19 protein-coding genes are annotated in these 15,534 nt (G+C 48.1%); 15 read left to right on the top strand and 4 right to left on the bottom strand.

Annotated features, from left to right (window positions below):
• The first annotated feature begins 223 nt into the window (after positions 1 to 223).
• From A1359_RS03865 to A1359_RS23590, 14 genes are all read left to right on the top strand, one after another.
• The gene (locus A1359_RS03865; RefSeq protein ID WP_066978297.1) at positions 224 to 2,032 is read left to right on the top strand and encodes a methanol/ethanol family PQQ-dependent dehydrogenase; all 1,809 of its coding nucleotides are present in this window, start codon (positions 224 to 226) and stop codon (positions 2,030 to 2,032) included.
• Between the two features lie 103 nt (positions 2,033 to 2,135).
• Positions 2,136 to 2,978, top strand: coding sequence for a methanol oxidation system protein MoxJ (moxJ, locus tag A1359_RS03860; protein ID WP_066978294.1), 843 nt, complete (start codon positions 2,136 to 2,138; stop codon positions 2,976 to 2,978).
• Positions 2,979 to 2,992: 14 nt separating this feature from the next.
• Positions 2,993 to 3,469: a cytochrome c(L), periplasmic gene (gene moxG / locus A1359_RS03855; RefSeq protein WP_066978292.1), complete on the top strand. Its 477-nt coding sequence runs from the start codon at positions 2,993 to 2,995 to the stop codon at positions 3,467 to 3,469.
• Between the two features lie 17 nt (positions 3,470 to 3,486).
• A complete protein-coding gene (locus A1359_RS03850; RefSeq protein ID WP_066978289.1) occupies positions 3,487 to 3,768 on the top strand; it encodes a methanol dehydrogenase [cytochrome c] subunit in 282 nt (93 codons plus the stop codon).
• A gap of 184 nt (positions 3,769 to 3,952) precedes the next feature.
• Positions 3,953 to 4,969 (top strand): AAA family ATPase, encoded by a 1,017-nt coding sequence (locus A1359_RS03845; RefSeq protein WP_066978286.1) that lies wholly within the window; start codon positions 3,953 to 3,955, stop codon positions 4,967 to 4,969.
• 199 nt (positions 4,970 to 5,168) lie between these two features.
• Positions 5,169 to 5,795 (top strand): MxaP protein, encoded by a 627-nt coding sequence (locus tag A1359_RS03840; RefSeq protein ID WP_066978283.1) that lies wholly within the window; start codon positions 5,169 to 5,171, stop codon positions 5,793 to 5,795.
• Positions 5,796 to 5,799: 4 nt separating this feature from the next.
• A complete protein-coding gene (locus tag A1359_RS03835; protein WP_066978280.1) occupies positions 5,800 to 6,639 on the top strand; it encodes a DUF58 domain-containing protein in 840 nt (279 codons plus the stop codon).
• Complete coding sequence (locus tag A1359_RS03830) at positions 6,636 to 7,529, top strand: nonribosomal peptide synthetase MxaA (protein ID WP_066978277.1); 894 nt, start codon at positions 6,636 to 6,638, stop codon at positions 7,527 to 7,529. The genes A1359_RS03835 and A1359_RS03830 overlap by 4 nt, the downstream gene beginning before the upstream one ends.
• On the top strand, positions 7,526 to 8,512 hold the full coding sequence (locus tag A1359_RS03825) for a vWA domain-containing protein (protein ID WP_066978274.1): 987 nt from the start codon (positions 7,526 to 7,528) through the stop codon (positions 8,510 to 8,512). Before A1359_RS03830 ends, A1359_RS03825 begins: the two co-directional genes overlap by 4 nt.
• On the top strand, positions 8,509 to 9,069 hold the full coding sequence (locus A1359_RS03820) for a tetratricopeptide repeat protein (RefSeq protein WP_066978271.1): 561 nt from the start codon (positions 8,509 to 8,511) through the stop codon (positions 9,067 to 9,069). Before A1359_RS03825 ends, A1359_RS03820 begins: the two co-directional genes overlap by 4 nt.
• Complete coding sequence (locus A1359_RS03815; RefSeq protein ID WP_232322096.1) at positions 9,066 to 10,019, top strand: VWA domain-containing protein; 954 nt, start codon at positions 9,066 to 9,068, stop codon at positions 10,017 to 10,019. The genes A1359_RS03820 and A1359_RS03815 overlap by 4 nt, the downstream gene beginning before the upstream one ends.
• 185 nt (positions 10,020 to 10,204) lie before the next feature.
• Entirely contained in the window at positions 10,205 to 10,525 is a 321-nt protein-coding gene (locus tag A1359_RS03810) for a hypothetical protein (protein WP_066978265.1), read from the top strand.
• 399 nt (positions 10,526 to 10,924) lie between these two features.
• Complete coding sequence (locus A1359_RS23415) at positions 10,925 to 11,053, top strand: hypothetical protein (protein ID WP_269747876.1); 129 nt, start codon at positions 10,925 to 10,927, stop codon at positions 11,051 to 11,053.
• The gene (locus A1359_RS23590; protein WP_083960483.1) at positions 11,029 to 11,184 is read left to right on the top strand and encodes an HU family DNA-binding protein; all 156 of its coding nucleotides are present in this window, start codon (positions 11,029 to 11,031) and stop codon (positions 11,182 to 11,184) included. Before A1359_RS23415 ends, A1359_RS23590 begins: the two co-directional genes overlap by 25 nt.
• 120 nt (positions 11,185 to 11,304) lie before the next feature.
• Here A1359_RS23590 and A1359_RS22685 read toward each other — a convergent pair whose 3' ends face one another.
• Complete coding sequence (locus A1359_RS22685) at positions 11,305 to 11,466, bottom strand: hypothetical protein (protein WP_198159266.1); 162 nt, start codon at positions 11,464 to 11,466, stop codon at positions 11,305 to 11,307.
• Between the two features lie 560 nt (positions 11,467 to 12,026).
• Here A1359_RS22685 and A1359_RS22230 point away from each other — a divergent pair.
• Positions 12,027 to 12,236 (top strand): hypothetical protein, encoded by a 210-nt coding sequence (locus A1359_RS22230; protein ID WP_157200455.1) that lies wholly within the window; start codon positions 12,027 to 12,029, stop codon positions 12,234 to 12,236.
• Positions 12,237 to 12,531: 295 nt separating this feature from the next.
• Here the strand turns inward: A1359_RS22230 and A1359_RS03800 are convergent, their stop codons facing one another.
• The 3 genes from A1359_RS03800 to A1359_RS03790 all read right to left on the bottom strand — a co-directional run.
• Positions 12,532 to 13,254: a hypothetical protein gene (locus A1359_RS03800; protein WP_066978260.1), complete on the bottom strand. Its 723-nt coding sequence runs from the start codon at positions 13,252 to 13,254 to the stop codon at positions 12,532 to 12,534.
• Positions 13,239 to 13,700, bottom strand: a complete 462-nt coding sequence (locus tag A1359_RS03795; RefSeq protein ID WP_083960478.1) for a hypothetical protein — start codon at positions 13,698 to 13,700, stop codon at positions 13,239 to 13,241. The genes A1359_RS03800 and A1359_RS03795 overlap by 16 nt, the downstream gene beginning before the upstream one ends.
• A 12-nt stretch (positions 13,701 to 13,712) precedes the next feature.
• Positions 13,713 to 15,534 (bottom strand): type I restriction enzyme subunit R domain-containing protein (locus A1359_RS03790; protein WP_408606523.1); only part of this gene is annotated, 1,822 nt, incomplete at its 5' end.

The following is a 15,534-nucleotide window of genomic DNA, read 5'->3' as shown; positions in this document are numbered from 1 at the left end:
ATCTTTAACGGGAAAGTTTCCTTATGCTTTTCTTGTAGAATTCCCGGCGCCTTCGTGATTTCTTCCGTAACGGTCGTGACGAGTGTTTCTATAACATGCTGGTCAGCGTGGCCTGAGCGGTTGCTTACCTGTGATGCAGTTATGATCAAGAAAGCTGATTTGCAATTAATGCTTTCAATCGGCAGTGCCACGCCTCTTTTAAAGAAAAAATACTGGAGGAAACATGCAACAACTCGATTTGCGCATAGTGGGGAAAGCTGCTGCTTTAGTGGCGGGAGGTGTCCTTAGCATGGCTCAGCCAGCGCAGGCCAACAAAGAACTGGAACAGCTCGCCAAGCAGAATACCAACTGGGTGATGCAGACCAAAGATTACAGTTCGACGCATTTCAGTGAAATGATTGACATCAATGCCAACAACGTGAAAAACCTAAAAGTGGCTTGGTCGTTCTCGACTGGGGTATTGAATGGCCATGAAGGTGGGCCGTTAGTGATTGATGGCATCATGTATGTGCACACGCCTTATCCGAATAATGTATTTGCCATCAGCCTGGATGAGCCAGACAAAATCATGTGGCAGTACAAGCCCAAGCAGAATCCGGCCGCGCGTGCTGTAGCGTGCTGTGATGTCGTCAATCGCGGCCTGGCTTATGCGCCCGCCGGCAAAGACTATCCGGCAACCATTTTTATCAATCAATTGGACGGCCATGTGGTCGCGGTTAATGCTAAAACCGGCGAATTGCTATGGAAAATGGAAAACTCGGATATCGCCATGGGTTCCACATTGACCATGGCGCCGTTCGTGGTTAAAGACAAAGTCATCGTGGGTTCGGCGGGTGCCGAGCTGGGGGTGCGCGGTTATGCCACGGCTTACAATATAAAGGACGGTAAGCAAGCCTGGCGGGTTTATGCCACAGGTCCGGATGAAGACATCAAGCTGGCAAAAGATTTCAACAGCGCCAATCCGCACTACGGACAGTTTGGCTTGGGCTTAAAAACCTGGGAAGGCGATGCCTGGAAAATAGGCGGCGGCACCAACTGGGGTTGGTATGCCTATGACAGCGACCTGGAAATGCTCTACTACGGTTCCGGCAACCCTGCGCCCTGGAACGAAACCATGCGCCCCGGCGACAATAAATGGACCATGACCATCTGGGGCCGCGACGTCAACACCGGCGAAGCCAAATTCGGCTACCAAAAAACTCCGCATGACGAGTGGGATTATGCCGGTGTCAACTACATGGGGCTGTCCGAGCAAATGGTCGATGGCAAAATGACCAAGTTGCTGACCCATCCGGATCGTAATGGTTTGGTGTATACCCTCAACCGGGAAAATGGCGATTTGGTGAACGCTTTCAAGATCGACGACACCGTCAACTGGGTGAAAAAAGTCGATTTAAAAACCGGTCTGCCAATTCGCGATCCAGAGTATTCCACACACATGGATCACCAAGCCACCGGGATCTGCCCGTCAGCGATGGGTTATCACAACCAAGGTATCGAATCCTACGATCCGAACAAGCAATTGTTTTTCATGGGTACCAACCACATCTGCATGGACTGGGAACCGTTCATGCTGCCTTACCGCGCAGGTCAGTTCTTCGTCGGCGCCACTTTGAATATGTATCCGGGACCTAAAGGCACTTTAGGTCAAGTAAAAGCCATGAATTCAGTCACTGGAAAAATGGAATGGGAAGTTCAGGAAAAATTTGCAGTCTGGGGCGGCACTATGGCCACTGCTGGCGACTTGTTGTTCTACGGCACCCTGGATGGTTATATCAAGGCGCGTAACACTCGTACTGGCGAAGAGCTATGGAAGTTCAAATTACCATCCGGCGTTATTGGTCATCCAATTACCTATAAACACAATAACAAGCAATATGTGGCGATTTACTACGGTGTCGGCGGCTGGCCCGGTGTAGGCCTGGTGTTCGATTTGGCTGATCCAACAGCAGGTCTGGGTGCTGTAGGTGCGTTTAAAGAGCTGGCGCATCATACCCAAATGGGCGGCGGTGTGATGGTGTTCTCTTTATAAAAACGTAGGTCGGGTTAGCGATAGCGTAACTCGACATTGATGATCAATTGTTGGGTTACGGCATCGCCTAACCCAACCTACAAATTAATTCAAAAAAATACCCATGAAAACAACGACGCACATTTTTACCGCTTTAACGCTGGGCTTGGGCATGGCATCCGTGCACGCCGAGCAGCCGACCCTAAAAGTTTGCACGGCGGAAAATGAAATGCCTTACTCCAACAAAGCGGGTGAAGGTTTTGAGAATAAGCTAGCGCAGTATTTGGCCGAGCAACTGGGACGTAAACTGGAAACGGTTACCTGGACTGATCCGCGCTATTTCATTCGCGACTTTGTCGATAAAGGCTTGTGCGATGTGGTGGTCGGCGTTGATCAAGGTGATCCTCGCTTATTAACCACAGTGCCTTATTACCGTTCAGGCTATGTCTTCATTACTCGGAAGGGCGATGATTTGGATCTGCAAAACTGGGATAGCGATGTTTTGCAAAAAGCCAAACGTATCGCCTTTATACCGGGCACGCCGGCGGAAACCATGTTAAGGGCCAAAGGCCGCTATAACGACATGTTCAACTACCAGCAAGAGTTGGTTGGCTTTAAGTCCAAACGTAATCAGTACATCAAGTACGACACGGAAAAACTGGTTAATGAGGTGGCATCAGGCAAAGCCGAAGTGGCTGTGTTGTGGGGGCCGGCGGCGGCGCGTTATGTTCAATCATCCACCACGCCGCTGACCATGACGGTAATTCCCGACAACAATCAACGGGCAGATGGTGAAAAAGTCGGTTTCCATTACAGCACCTCAATGGGCGTGCGCAAGGGAGACGTAGCCTTACTGGAACAGCTGAATACGTTAATCAGAAATGCAGAAGACGATTTCACCGAAATCTTGGAAGCGGAAGGTATTCCTCTGTTGGATGAGCCCGATACCGCCCTATCCATGAACTAACAGGAATGACAAAAATGACATTTAAATCTTTTATAAACGCTGCAACCCTCGGCATTGGAGTGCTGGCGATGTCTACGGCTGATGCCGACATTACCTTGCGCAATTCCATCACCGGGGAAGTACTCGATTTAAGCTACGCTAAAAAAGGCGGTAACACCGAGGTCTTCAAGGAATTTATGCAGACCGGTAAAAACCCCTACAACGGAAACGAAGAGGCGATCAAAAAAGGTGAAAGCCTGTATATGACCGGCTGTTCCGGCTGCCACGGCCATGAGGCCGAAGGTAAGTTGGGGCCAGGGCTGGCGGATGACTATTGGACTTATCCGCGTAACGCTACCGACCAGGGCTTATTCGAGATTTTGTTTGGCGGCGCCAACGGCATGATGGGGCCGCAATACGTCAACTTTAGTACAGATGAACTGTTACACATCATGGCTTTTATTCGGCATATCTATACTGGCGACCCTAAAAAAGCCGATTGGTTGAAATAATTTACCAGGAGATCAACATGAAACAAATATTGACAGTAGGTGTAGCCATATTGATGGCTGGATTGTCCTTTTCGGCTGCGGCTTATGACGGCACCAAGTGCAAAGAACCCGGTAACTGCTGGGAACCAAAACCCGGCTATCCCGATAAGGTAGCCGGTAGCAAATATGACCCCAAGCACGACTCTAACGAGTTGAACAAGCAAGCACAATCGATTAAGGAAATGGAAGAGCGGAATGCCAAACGCTCGGCTATGTTGAGCAAAACCGGCAAGTTTGTTTACGACGTGGACTCGGAATAACCCGAGCAGCGTGTTTAGTTTTTAGCTTTCAACTTGGATGATAAAAGCTAAATTTAAGCCGAATTTAGATGGCTTATGTTTCTACCGGTAGCTATAACAACGGAGCTTGTTATAGCTACCAACCGTTAAGACTAATAACCCTCACAACTCCGACAAAGCGATGCGTCGGAGTTTTTTTCTGCGTATGAATATAGAACATCAACTTAATGATTGGCGCGACAAGGCGTTGCAATTTGAACAGCAAATCAACTGTACTGTCATCGGACAAAACCAGGCTGTCCGTGAATTATTATTGGCAGTATTTGCTCGCGGTCATGTGCTGCTGGAAGGTCAGGTTGGTGTCGGAAAAACCACGTTGTTGCGTGCAATGGCGCAAGGCTTGGGTGGGCACTATCAGCGCATAGAAGGCACCATCGATCTGATGCCATCCGACTTAATTTATTACACCTATTTGAACAGCGAAGGTCGTCCCTGCGTTGATCCGGGGCCCTTATTGAAACAAGGCGAACAGTTGTCGATTTTTTTCTTCAATGAAATCAATCGCGCCCGCCCGCAAGTACATTCCTTATTGCTCAGGGTGATGGCGGAACGTAGCGTTAGCGCTTTCAACCGCGAATATCAAATGCCACATGTGCAAGTATTTGCCGATCGTAATCGGGTGGAACGCGAGGAAACCTTCGAATTACCGGCAGCGGCTCGCGACCGTTTCATGATGGAAATCAGTATCGACACGCCGACTGAAGATGCGGTGCTGGATGCCTTGATGTTCGATCCCAGATTTCATGATGTCGATACGCTGGTATCGGGCATCGACAATAGCATTGCTTATTACCAGCTCAACCAGTTGGCCGTGCAAATCCAGCAAAGCATACAGACCAGCCCGACCTTGCATCGTTATGCCTTGGCCTTGTGGAAAGCCAGCAGTAATCCAGGGCAATTCGGCATCCAGCTCAGCGATGTGGATATGGGGCAGCTGGTTCAGGCAGGCTCCAGCCCCAGAGGTATGAGTTATTTCATCCGGGCCGCTAAAGTAAGAGCCTGGTTGGCAGGCAGAGAGATGTTGTTACCTGAGGATATGCAGTCGATATTTAAGGTGACGATGGCACACAGGATTTTCTTGCATCCGATGTATGGCTATCGCAGGGAGGAGTTGATGCCGGCGTTGATAGAAGGGATTTTGCATGGAATTGCCGCGCCGTGATTTTTTGTCGAGTTGTAGGGTGGGCACGGCGTTTTGTGCCCACGCGGTAGATGGCTTTGGATGGATTGTGGGTTTGCGGTTTGGTGTCGCTATCGCGATGGCCTGGGTTTGAAATCAGGTCTCGGCCCGACGTGCAAAAAACCGTCGCGATAGCGACACCAAAATAACAAAAACAACTAAACCATTGAGCCAAAAACTCATGAATATCAAAAACCTATTACAACAAATCATCCCCAAATCCGGCCTAAACCACTACGCCGAAACCTATTTGACCTGGTGTGGCGTCGGCCTGATCGGCTCATTTATCGCCACAACCTTGGATAGCCAGGCCGATCTGGCCTACGCGGCCTATTACACCAATGCCGTTAACGATGCCGTCGGCTACAACTTCTGGGTATTGCTGGCCGCGATCGGCCTGCTGCTGTTCTGTTTATGCTTGCCGGTACTTTATTTGTCGCGCTATTTTGCGCAGGCTTCGATGCTGGCAAATCCGCTCAGACGCCTCAGTTACACGTTTTTTCTGGTCGCTTTCGATGAGGGCGGCTTGATGATAGGCATCCTGATCGCCAACTTTCTGCACACCAGCGATAAAATGGCGCTGCTGGTGGATAAGTCCTTCCTGTTCAGCGATGTCGGGCTGCTGCCGATTCTGGCGCTGGCCTTCGTCAATTCATTTTTATGGCTGCTCGGCGAAGCGATATATAACCGCGACGACAGAACCTACTCGGGAATAGTCAGCCTGATTATGGCGGCGCCGATCAAATATCTGGCGCCGGCTTATCTGAGCAGCGCCGGCGTCATGTTGTATCTGATCGTCAGCCAATAGCAGCATGAGCACAGCCATTCAATCCTTTCATTACCGGCTGGCGCACCCTGGCTATAGCGTGTTTCCCGGCGCTCATCCTGGGCAAATGGTTGGTAGCGGGCATTTGTTCAAACGACACCAACCGCTGTTGGCAAGTCCCGATCCGCGTCGCATCGATTTACGCGCCAGCGTGCTGGATCCGTTTCAACACTATCGGGTGCGGGTGTTTCAGCAGCACAGCAAATTGACTGTGTATGTGCTAGTCGATCTGTCAGCCTCAATGCATGGTCAACTGCCAGCGGTTAGCGAATTTGTGCTGTCGGCTGCGCAATCGGCCGTTCAAATGGGTGATAGCTTCGGCTTTATAGGCGGTGGACTATCGATTGATCATCAATGGATTTTACCGGCAGGACCAGCCATGCAGCCAGTTCGCGAATTGGCAGACAGATTGGCACGGTTCCGAACTGAAAACAGCGCAGAGAGTTTGTCGAAAATCGCGCCTCTTTTACCCAATAAACGTTGCTTGTTGTTTCTGGTATCGGATTATCATTTTCCGCTCGCACAATTACAGACGATTTTGCAACCGTTGACATCCCATGCTGTGGTGCCGATAGTCTGGTGGAATACCGCCGAATTTAGCAATCTGCCGGATTGGGGTTTGCTGCGTTTTAAGGACGCTGAGAGTCGCCGCAGCAAGACTTTGCTGATGCGGCCGGCGCTGAAGCAACGCATCATTCATGCGTTTGAGAATCGCCGGGTTCAATTGCGGCAGGGTTTCCGCGCTTTCGGCATGGAACCGCTTTTCTTGACTGACGGATATCGGGCTGAAACTGTGAACAACTATTTTCAGCGGCAAGCGCTATGAAACGCTGGATACTGCTATGCCTATTCTTGCAGTTTGTCAGCGGTTGTAGTGCGCTGTTGCCGTCTCCCATCACTCGCTTCGAACAGCAAACTCCACGGCCTTTTGGTTATCTGATCGGTGATGAAATCCAACATCGGATGGTCATCGAAACCCGTCAGGACGTAAAACTTAATCTCGACAGCCTGCCAAAACAAGGCGAACTAAATCGCTGGCTGAATCTAAATCGGGTAAGCGTTGTAACCGATGCTAACCCTGGTGAGACGGTAGTCGAGTTGCTGTATCAAGTCTTTTATGCCCCGAATGAAGTCAAAATGCTTAGCGTGCCCGCTTTTACTTTACGCTTCGATCAGGCTGGTAAAACCATAGAGAAGTCTGTACCGACATGGCATTTCACCTTGTCGCCGCTTAAAGAGCTGGCGGTCAGAAAAGACGAGAGCGGTCAGGATTACATGCGACCGGATGCCCTGCCGACACTGTTGTCGGACAGCAAGCAATGGGTGTCTGTCTATGCCAGCTTGAGTCTTGCATTAATGACCGGCCTGTATCTGGCTTATTTGTACGGCTTTTTCCCAGTCTGGCCAAAACAGCGGATATTCAAACATGCGCTGCGCGAGTTGTCAGGTCAGTCGCAACAGGATATGGATCGCGGTTTGGCGGTTGTTCATCACGCCTTCAATGTGCTGAATGATCAGCCCTTATTCAAGCACCACTTACCAGCGTTTTACCAAACCCATACTGAATATCAAACCGCAGCCGAGCAAATAGAGTGGTTTTTTAATTTTTCCAATGCGGTATTGTTTGCTGGCAAACAGGATGTAGACGCTGACGATTGGCATAATTTGCTGGAATTATGCCGCGTGTGCAGAGAAATTGAGTGCGGCAAGCGATGAATAATCTGGCCTTCGAAACACCTTGGGCTCTGATGGGTTTGATCCTGCTGCTGGTGCCGATATTTCGCAGCAACATGCGTGCTACGACCTACCCCTGGCTGGATATATTGCCGAACGATCCCTTGTCGGAACTGCTTAATCTCTTGATTCGTCTGTTAAGCATGGCCGCTTTGGCAGCCTTATTTTTGGGCTTATCCGGCATCTATCTCAAGGAGCAGCATGTCGAACGCATTGGCCGCGGCGCACATATCGTCATGCTGCTGGACCGCAGTAACAGCATGGATAACAGCTTTGCCGGCAAAGCCCCGAGCGGCAACGATATTTCCAAAGCCGACGCCGCCAGGCAACTATTGACTGAATTTGTCGACCACCGTCCACACGATTTGATCGGTATTGCCGAATACAGCACGTCGCCACTATTCGTGATGCCACTGACTGAAAACAAGCAGGCGATTCACGCCGCCATTGACGCTACTTCCATCCCTGCGCTGGCCTATACCAACATCAGCAAGGGTTTGAGTATGGCCTTGTCGTTTTTCGAGCATCAGCCGGTTAGCGGTTCTCGCATCATATTACTGGTTTCCGACGGCGCGGCAGTGATCGATCCCGACAGCGAGGCGGCGTTGCGGGTTTTGTTCAAACAGCAGCAAGTGCGTTTGTATTGGTTGTTTCTGCGCACCGATAACAGCCCTGGTATTTTCGCCGAGCCGGAAGACCAGCGCGACGATAATGCTCAGGCCATGCCGGAACTTTACCTGCATCGCTTTTTTTCCAGTTTGAAGATTCCCTACCATGCCTACGAAGCCGAAAATCCCGACGCCATGCAAAAAGCCATTGCAGATATCGATCGCTTGGAGAAATTGCCGTTACATTATCGGCAAGCCATTCCAAAACAGGATTTGTCAGCCGCGTTCTACGGTTGGGCAAGTTTTTTCATGCTGTTGCTGGTAGGCGTGAAGATGTGTGAGGCGCGAACAGCATGAGAGCAGTAAGGCATAAATTAATTTGGGCCGTATTACTGGCCAGCGTACTAACGGCGACTACGCAACTGTGGCGTGTTTACGCTATACACCGCGAAAATCTATGGCTAAGCCAATTGCAACAGGGGCATGAGATCAGTATCGAAAAGGTAATGGCTGCGGCGCCGGAGATTCGCTTGGCGCGTGCGGTGTATCTGCACAACAAGCAGCGTTTCAGCGAGGCGCTGGATACGCTGAGTCTGATTGTCGAACAGGGTGATCGCGAGTTTCAGGCCAAAAGCCGTTACAATCTGGGTAACATTTATCTAAGCCAGGCGCTGGCCGAGCTGGAGGCGGAACGCATCAACCAAGCCATGCCGCTGTTAATGTTAGCCAAGCAAGCTTTTCGGCAGGCGCTGCGCTTGGACAGCGGATTCTGGGACGCCAAATATAACCTGGAACTGGCAATGCGTTTGTTGCCGGAATTCGACCGTATCAGCCAAAGCCAACCTGACGACGACGCAGTCAAACCCTCGCAGCTTTGGACCACGGTGCCGGGATTTCCGCGAGGTTTGCCATGATGCGTTTCAATAGCCATGGTTTGAAAACCGTTTACTTAAAGGACTACCGCGCCTGGTGCCTACTTCTGTCACTGTTGGCCATGGCGGCCTTATTTGTCTTTCCGACCCATAAGCGGAACGCCGACATCTATAATCTGACCTTTGTCATCGACATCACCCGCAGCATGAATGCCGAGGACTACCGCATTGCAGAGCAACCGGTCAGCCGGCTGGAGTTTGTCAAACTCAGTTTGCGCGAATTTGTCCGCAGCCTGCCGTGCCAGTCTAAAGTTGGATTGGGCGTATTTACCGAACGCCGTTCTACAATTTTGTTCGAACCGATAGAGGTTTGCAACGGCTACCCGGAATTGGACAAAAGCATAGCGGCATTGGATTGGCGTATGGCATGGGCGGCAGACAGCCGTATCGCCGGTGGATTACTCGATGCAATGCAGCTACTAGAGGCCAAGGAAACCGCGCTGGTATTTATCAGCGACGGACAGGAGGCGCCACCGCTCAATCCACGCTACCGCACGGATTTTTCTGCGTTGAACGGTAAGTTAAAAGGGCTGATTCTGGGCGTCGGTGGCCTGCAGCCGGTGCCGATTCCTAAATTCGATCCTAAAGGACAGCGTATCGGCGTTTATGGTCCGGACGACGTCCCGCATCGCGCCTATTTTGGCGACTCCGACCTCAACCCTGAAAAAATCGAAGGCTACGATGCCCGCAACGCACCTTTTGGGAAACACGCCGCAGTCGGCGACGAACACATGAGCGCATTACGGGAAAGTTATTTGCAGCAATTGGCAGCGGAAACCGGGCTGAATTATCAACGCTTGCAAAACGACCGCCCGCTGATCGATATAGGCCAAAGTCCAGCGCTAGGTTCTCAGCAAAGCATCGAGTCCGATAGGCGCTACTATTTCGCGTTGTGTGCATTAGGGTTTTTCCTGGCTATCTTTCTAATTTAACCTCATTGCAAGCGTGATTAGCGTGGCTACATATTCAGACTCAAACTGGCAATAAAGCTGCTTCAGTTAAATGGTAAACTTCGATTCGTCCTGCAGCCCGGATGCCGGCAACCCAGGCCGGAAAGGCGGTTACGCATGAGTTTTTACCATTTAACTGAAACAGTTTGCTAATCAGGAAACCAAATATGAAATATAAATTGAAGTTGATTTTTGTTTTTTTGATTCTGCTATCAAGTCAACTGGCAAAATCTGATGAAAGAGTGTCTTTGGCCACTATCTATGCAGATGTGCTGATATATAGACCAATTGGATTTGCATTGACGGTAACAGGAACGGCTTTGTTTGTAGCGGTATCACCCATGCTTGCTATCGCAAACATAGCGCCCCCTCATGATGCTTTTGATGATTCATTAGAAATGTTGGTGATGACGCCTTTCAATTTTACATTTGATAGGCCACTTGGAGTGATGCGACCTGATGGCAATGGCGTTTATCAAAGGCGTTAGCCAAGCGTTGCAGTCTTATGATGACTATGAACTTTGATAAAGTGTTATCTGGGAAAAATAGCAGCACTGATCGTCAACGGTAACAACAAAGAATCCAAAGTAAAGCTGGCAAACTTGCACTGAAAAATTACTGCGACAATTTGTCACACTTTTTCTGGACAGATGATTTTTATTCCCATAGAATGCATCCTCCTTGACTGAGGTCCATACGACTCGTTAGATCGTCTTTTTGAGGGGGGGAAGCGGCCGTGTATTCGGTACAACAATAATAAGAGCGCAAGCTATTAACCTGCTGTCACTGATGGTAGGCGCCCACAAAACATAAAAATAACACCGGACGAGGCCCACTTCATGTGGGCTTTTTTATGTCTTTATTTTCTTCACCAATTTGCACTTCAAATGGGCGTGGCTCGTGATGCCGACGACCCAAACAGTCTGACCAATCAGGGCGTCGACGAGACGTCTACCAATAAAGGTCATCATTACGTTACGGTGCCTTTTCAATTGTTCCTTATTCGGCACGCATAGGACGCAATCCCAAAACCGGTGCAGCGGTCAGTGTTCCTGGCAGGCGTTCAATTCATTTTAAAACTGGATTAGAGTTGCGTGACAAGCTGAATGCAGCAAGAGTAGTTTATCCGGTAATCAAGGATTTGTAGTCGTTCCCAATTGGGAATATTCAGACGCAAAAAAAGCCTCTAACATCAGAAATGCTAGAGGCTATAGAGTGTTGCGGCCAGGAGTTGCCGCGAGTACAACGAGGAGGTCACACGTAAAGCTTAAGCACGAGCGGGTCTTACAAAATTGAGCTTACTAGTGAGCGACGCAGTGCCGAATAACAGCGTTGAAAATACAAGTTCACCGGATACAAAGCTTAGAATACCGGCGCAAAATAACAAGCCCGTCATAACGTCTCTCTGCAAGTTTTTGGATGTGTTCATAGTGGTCGCCTTCAAAGTGTCCAGTAATGATTAAGTTCGACTTCACTATAGCCCCCTGAATAAAATTTACAATCAGACGGTTATTGCATTGCTTATTTCCGATAAAGAGACAATATAGCCTAGTGTTTTTCGATAGACTTATCCGATTGCAGCAATTACTGAGGGTATTTTAAGCCGTTGCAAAAGCACCATGATGATCACTGGTAGTGATAAGCAGCAAGCAAAAAAAATCCAGCACGAAGCTGGATTTGAAGGAGGATGTTATTGCAATGAACTGAAAATCTCTGCAATGACCACATAATATCAATATTTTCTAATATAATAAATGCGGCATGTTGTCACGTAACAAATGGCCTTAATGCTGAATACGCCGCTTTTGATCTTTGTTTGTCTTGCATGCGAAGAATAATCCAAAATCTCTTGATAAATTTGCTTCGCGAGCTGTTTCCAACTTCCTTGGTTTGTATGTTCTGATTCATGATTGACTCGCTGATGCGCTCAATGTGACGTCTGAAAATGAGTTGATATTTTTTGCTAATGTAAGCAGTGAACGAGGGACGATGAACGCCAATACAGTCAATACCCAGTGCATCTATGGCTTTGTTAATGTCGCGCTGGTGATGGATCGAAGTTTGCCTGGGTTCTGGATTCGGCAATTGCTCCATGCATTACCCTACCGCGCGCGCCCATACAAGTCGACCCGCTTCCAGAAGGGTATGGCGAACATTTTGTTGTTGCTGAAGCAGCTTGATTATCAGCTATGCTTTTGACTATCTCCAGCGCTTGAGATTTTGTCAGTGATGGTTTTTGATTAACGGGTGTAAAACGATTAGCAGGGAATTTTCTAGCGATGACAATTTCTAGCGCATGAGTATGTGAGATGACAACTTGTGGTTTGAGCGCAATGAATAATGTTGGTTACGCTCAAATTAGAATTATTTTAAGCTCTTTCATTTTTCAATTCCGTAATATTTAAGCAATACTGAATTGTTAATAACAAAAATAACTTAATTTATATGTTATTTATACCATCAAAAATCGGCAATAGTAACATTATGGTGTAGTTTATTTTATTGTAAAAACCCAATCATCTGTTAGATTGAGCTCCAACGCACAAGCTTCTTTTCCACAATAGCTTTTATTGTAATTAAACTGTCTTTGCGACTGGCTAATTTCTTTATCAAAAACTATTACTATATTTTTATAGTTGGCAGAATATTTGTTTGAATTATTAAAGTTGTTAAAATTGTCTGCGAGTGCTTTAGCCGCTTTGTCATAGACAGCACTCATTTTCAATTTACCTTTGTTAGCTAATTCAGTTGAAACCTCATTTTTCAACTGCTTAAGCATTTCAGTGCAGTTTATCCCTAATAAAGTGGTAGTACATAACTCGTTTACTGTTGAGAATTCAAAAGAAACCGGAGTAGACAAATACAACTGAGGAACATGAAAGACTAAATTATCACCAATCACCGAGTATTCTAGTTCACTTAGTTTGATGTAATACTTATAATGCGCTACTAATGATATGCTTACAGACGTATCACCAATCGGTAAATCTAATAAGTATTTATACTTTTCCTTGGTAAAGCTTTCATGGCTTACTAACTGCGCAATGATGTATTCATCGGCACCCCTTAAGTCTAAAAACTGACTAACCGCTGTATTAACTTCCTTGTTGTCGATCAGTCTTACTTGCAAATAAAACCATATGAACAACCCGGCTGAGGCAAAAATCAAAATACTAATCAGCGGCGTTTTTATTCCATTTATTAACATTTTGAGCATAAAATTAGTTGCATTAATAACATATTAGAAATATTGAGATCAAATAGATCATGGGCTTTGTATCCTAAGCTTTCACTAATTCTCATACAGAGGTGGGTGAAAGCCAATATTTCACGTTCTCGTTCTAACGTTCCGCCATGTTCCAAAAATTCGGTTAAAGCTTGGATCACAGACTTGTCGCCGCAAATACAAATTCGGACCTTTGCATCGTTGAGCCGCGCCAATTCGTGGGGATCGTTTTCGGTATTGCCTAGTCGCCTAGCGGCGATTATCTTGGATGCAGAATTTATAAAATCCGAATACGCTTTCAATTTCTGTTCTGTTAACTCTTCACGTCGTTTGCGCCTGTCCGACAAATAATGGGTTGCAAGCAGACCGAGAAGTGCGCCAATCAGTGAGAGCAAGCCAGACGTTATTGCTGTCATCAATGGGTAGGTTTCGAACATTGCAGACCCTATCTAATCCTTAGCTTGAGGAATACTGTCAAAAATCACCTTAGACAAAACCGCAAACGCCGCATCTTCAAACGCTCTATCGTCCATGTATCGCGTAACGATCTTATCGTTCTCGTTCATTCTTTTAATCATCAGGTCTTCCAGCACTTGGCGTAAGCCTAGCTGAAACTTATCAAACGGATTTGCTTGTCGTAGCTGAATTATCTCCGGCGTGTTGGTGGCCTTTTCCTTGATTTGCTCGAAGAACAAGCGGTCTTCTTCGGTAAAATTCGTTCCAAAACGGGTGTTCAATAGTTCGATGATTTCAGACAGCGGGGCTTTTTCGTCCTTGGCTTTGCCGGTGCCGACATCAGTCGGGCTTTTTACCGTGTATTCGCCTTGTTCATCCGCCAGATCGATAGCGCCTGAAAACACCCGTTGCAACCGGTAATACTGCAAATCGACTTCGTTACCCAACTTGACGTTGGTGTTATCCCTATCCAGCGGCAAATGCGGCAATAAAAAGCGGCTAAAGCTATACAGCATTTCCAGATCTGGATCGGCATAGGGCATGATCTGGCTTAAAAAGGCATAGACGTTGACATAGCCGCATAACTTGTCTCGAAACACAGAACGCTGCTCTTCGTCGCACATCGCCTTGAACCGGTCCACCGCTGGCTGTAAATGGCGCTGTAGATGAGCGTGATCGGCTGGATTTTGTTTATTGGGCGAACGGTAGAAAATACGCGCAAACGCTTCCACTTCGTTCCAGTGATAAACCTGCATACTGTCCAAGTCATGTTTGACCTGTTCCAGCAAAGCCGGGTCGGAGGTTTCCTGCAAGCTGGTGGCGTCGTAATAAGGTTTAAACGCCCGGTAAATGTCTTCAGCTTCGTTGACAAAATCCAGCACAAACGGTGCTTCTTTACCGGGCAGCATGCGATTCAGGCGAGACAGTGTTTGCACCGCCTGTACGCCATCCAAACGCTTATCGACATACATCGCCAGCAACTTCGGCTGATCGAAACCAGTCTGGTACTTATTGGCAACCAGCAGCACTTGATAATCGGGTGAATTAAAGCGCTCCGGCAATTGTTTTTCGCTGATCGATTTACCCGTAACGCTATCGGTGTTCATACCCGGTTCCGTGTATTCCTGGCCACTGTCGGGATCGAGTACCGTGCCGCTAAACGCTACCAGGGGCTGCACATCGTGGTAACCGTGTTGCTCGATATAAGCCTGAAATGCCTGCATGTATTTGACGGCTTGCAAACGGGTACTGGTCACCACCATGGCCTTGGCTTGGCCGCCCAAATGATTACGGACATGACTGCGAAAGTGCTCAACAATGATCTCGATTTTTTGCGAAATATTGGTCGGATGCAGCACCAAGAATTTGGCCAATGCTCGCGCTGCCTTTTTCTTCGGTAGATTCGGATCATCCTGCATGGCTTTGACCAATTTGAAATAGGTTTTATAGGTCGTGTAATTCTGCAACACGTCCAGAATAAATCCTTCCTCGATGGCTTGCCGCATACTGTACAGATGAAACGGCTCGGGCTTGCCTGTGGGGCCGACGCGGCCGAACAGCTCCAGGGTTTTACCCTTGGGGGTGGCGGTATAGGCGAAAAAACTGATGTTGGGCTGGCGGCCGCGCGAGGCCATCACTTGATTCAAGCGGTCTTCCCAGTCCGGTTCTTGTGTTTCAGCTGAATCCCGTTTACCCGAGCCATACGAGACGGTTCCTTCTCCCTCCGGGAGAAGGTTAGGATGAGGGGATATAAAACTAGACGTTGGCTGGTTGTTACCCCTCACCCCATATATGGACTCCTCCCCAATTGCAAGC

The organism is Methylomonas lenta, assembly GCF_001644015.1.
GTDB lineage: Bacteria > Pseudomonadota > Gammaproteobacteria > Methylococcales > Methylomonadaceae > Methylomonas > Methylomonas lenta.
Note: the sequence above shows the minus strand (reverse complement) of the source record. Positions and strands in the feature narration are given on the sequence as shown.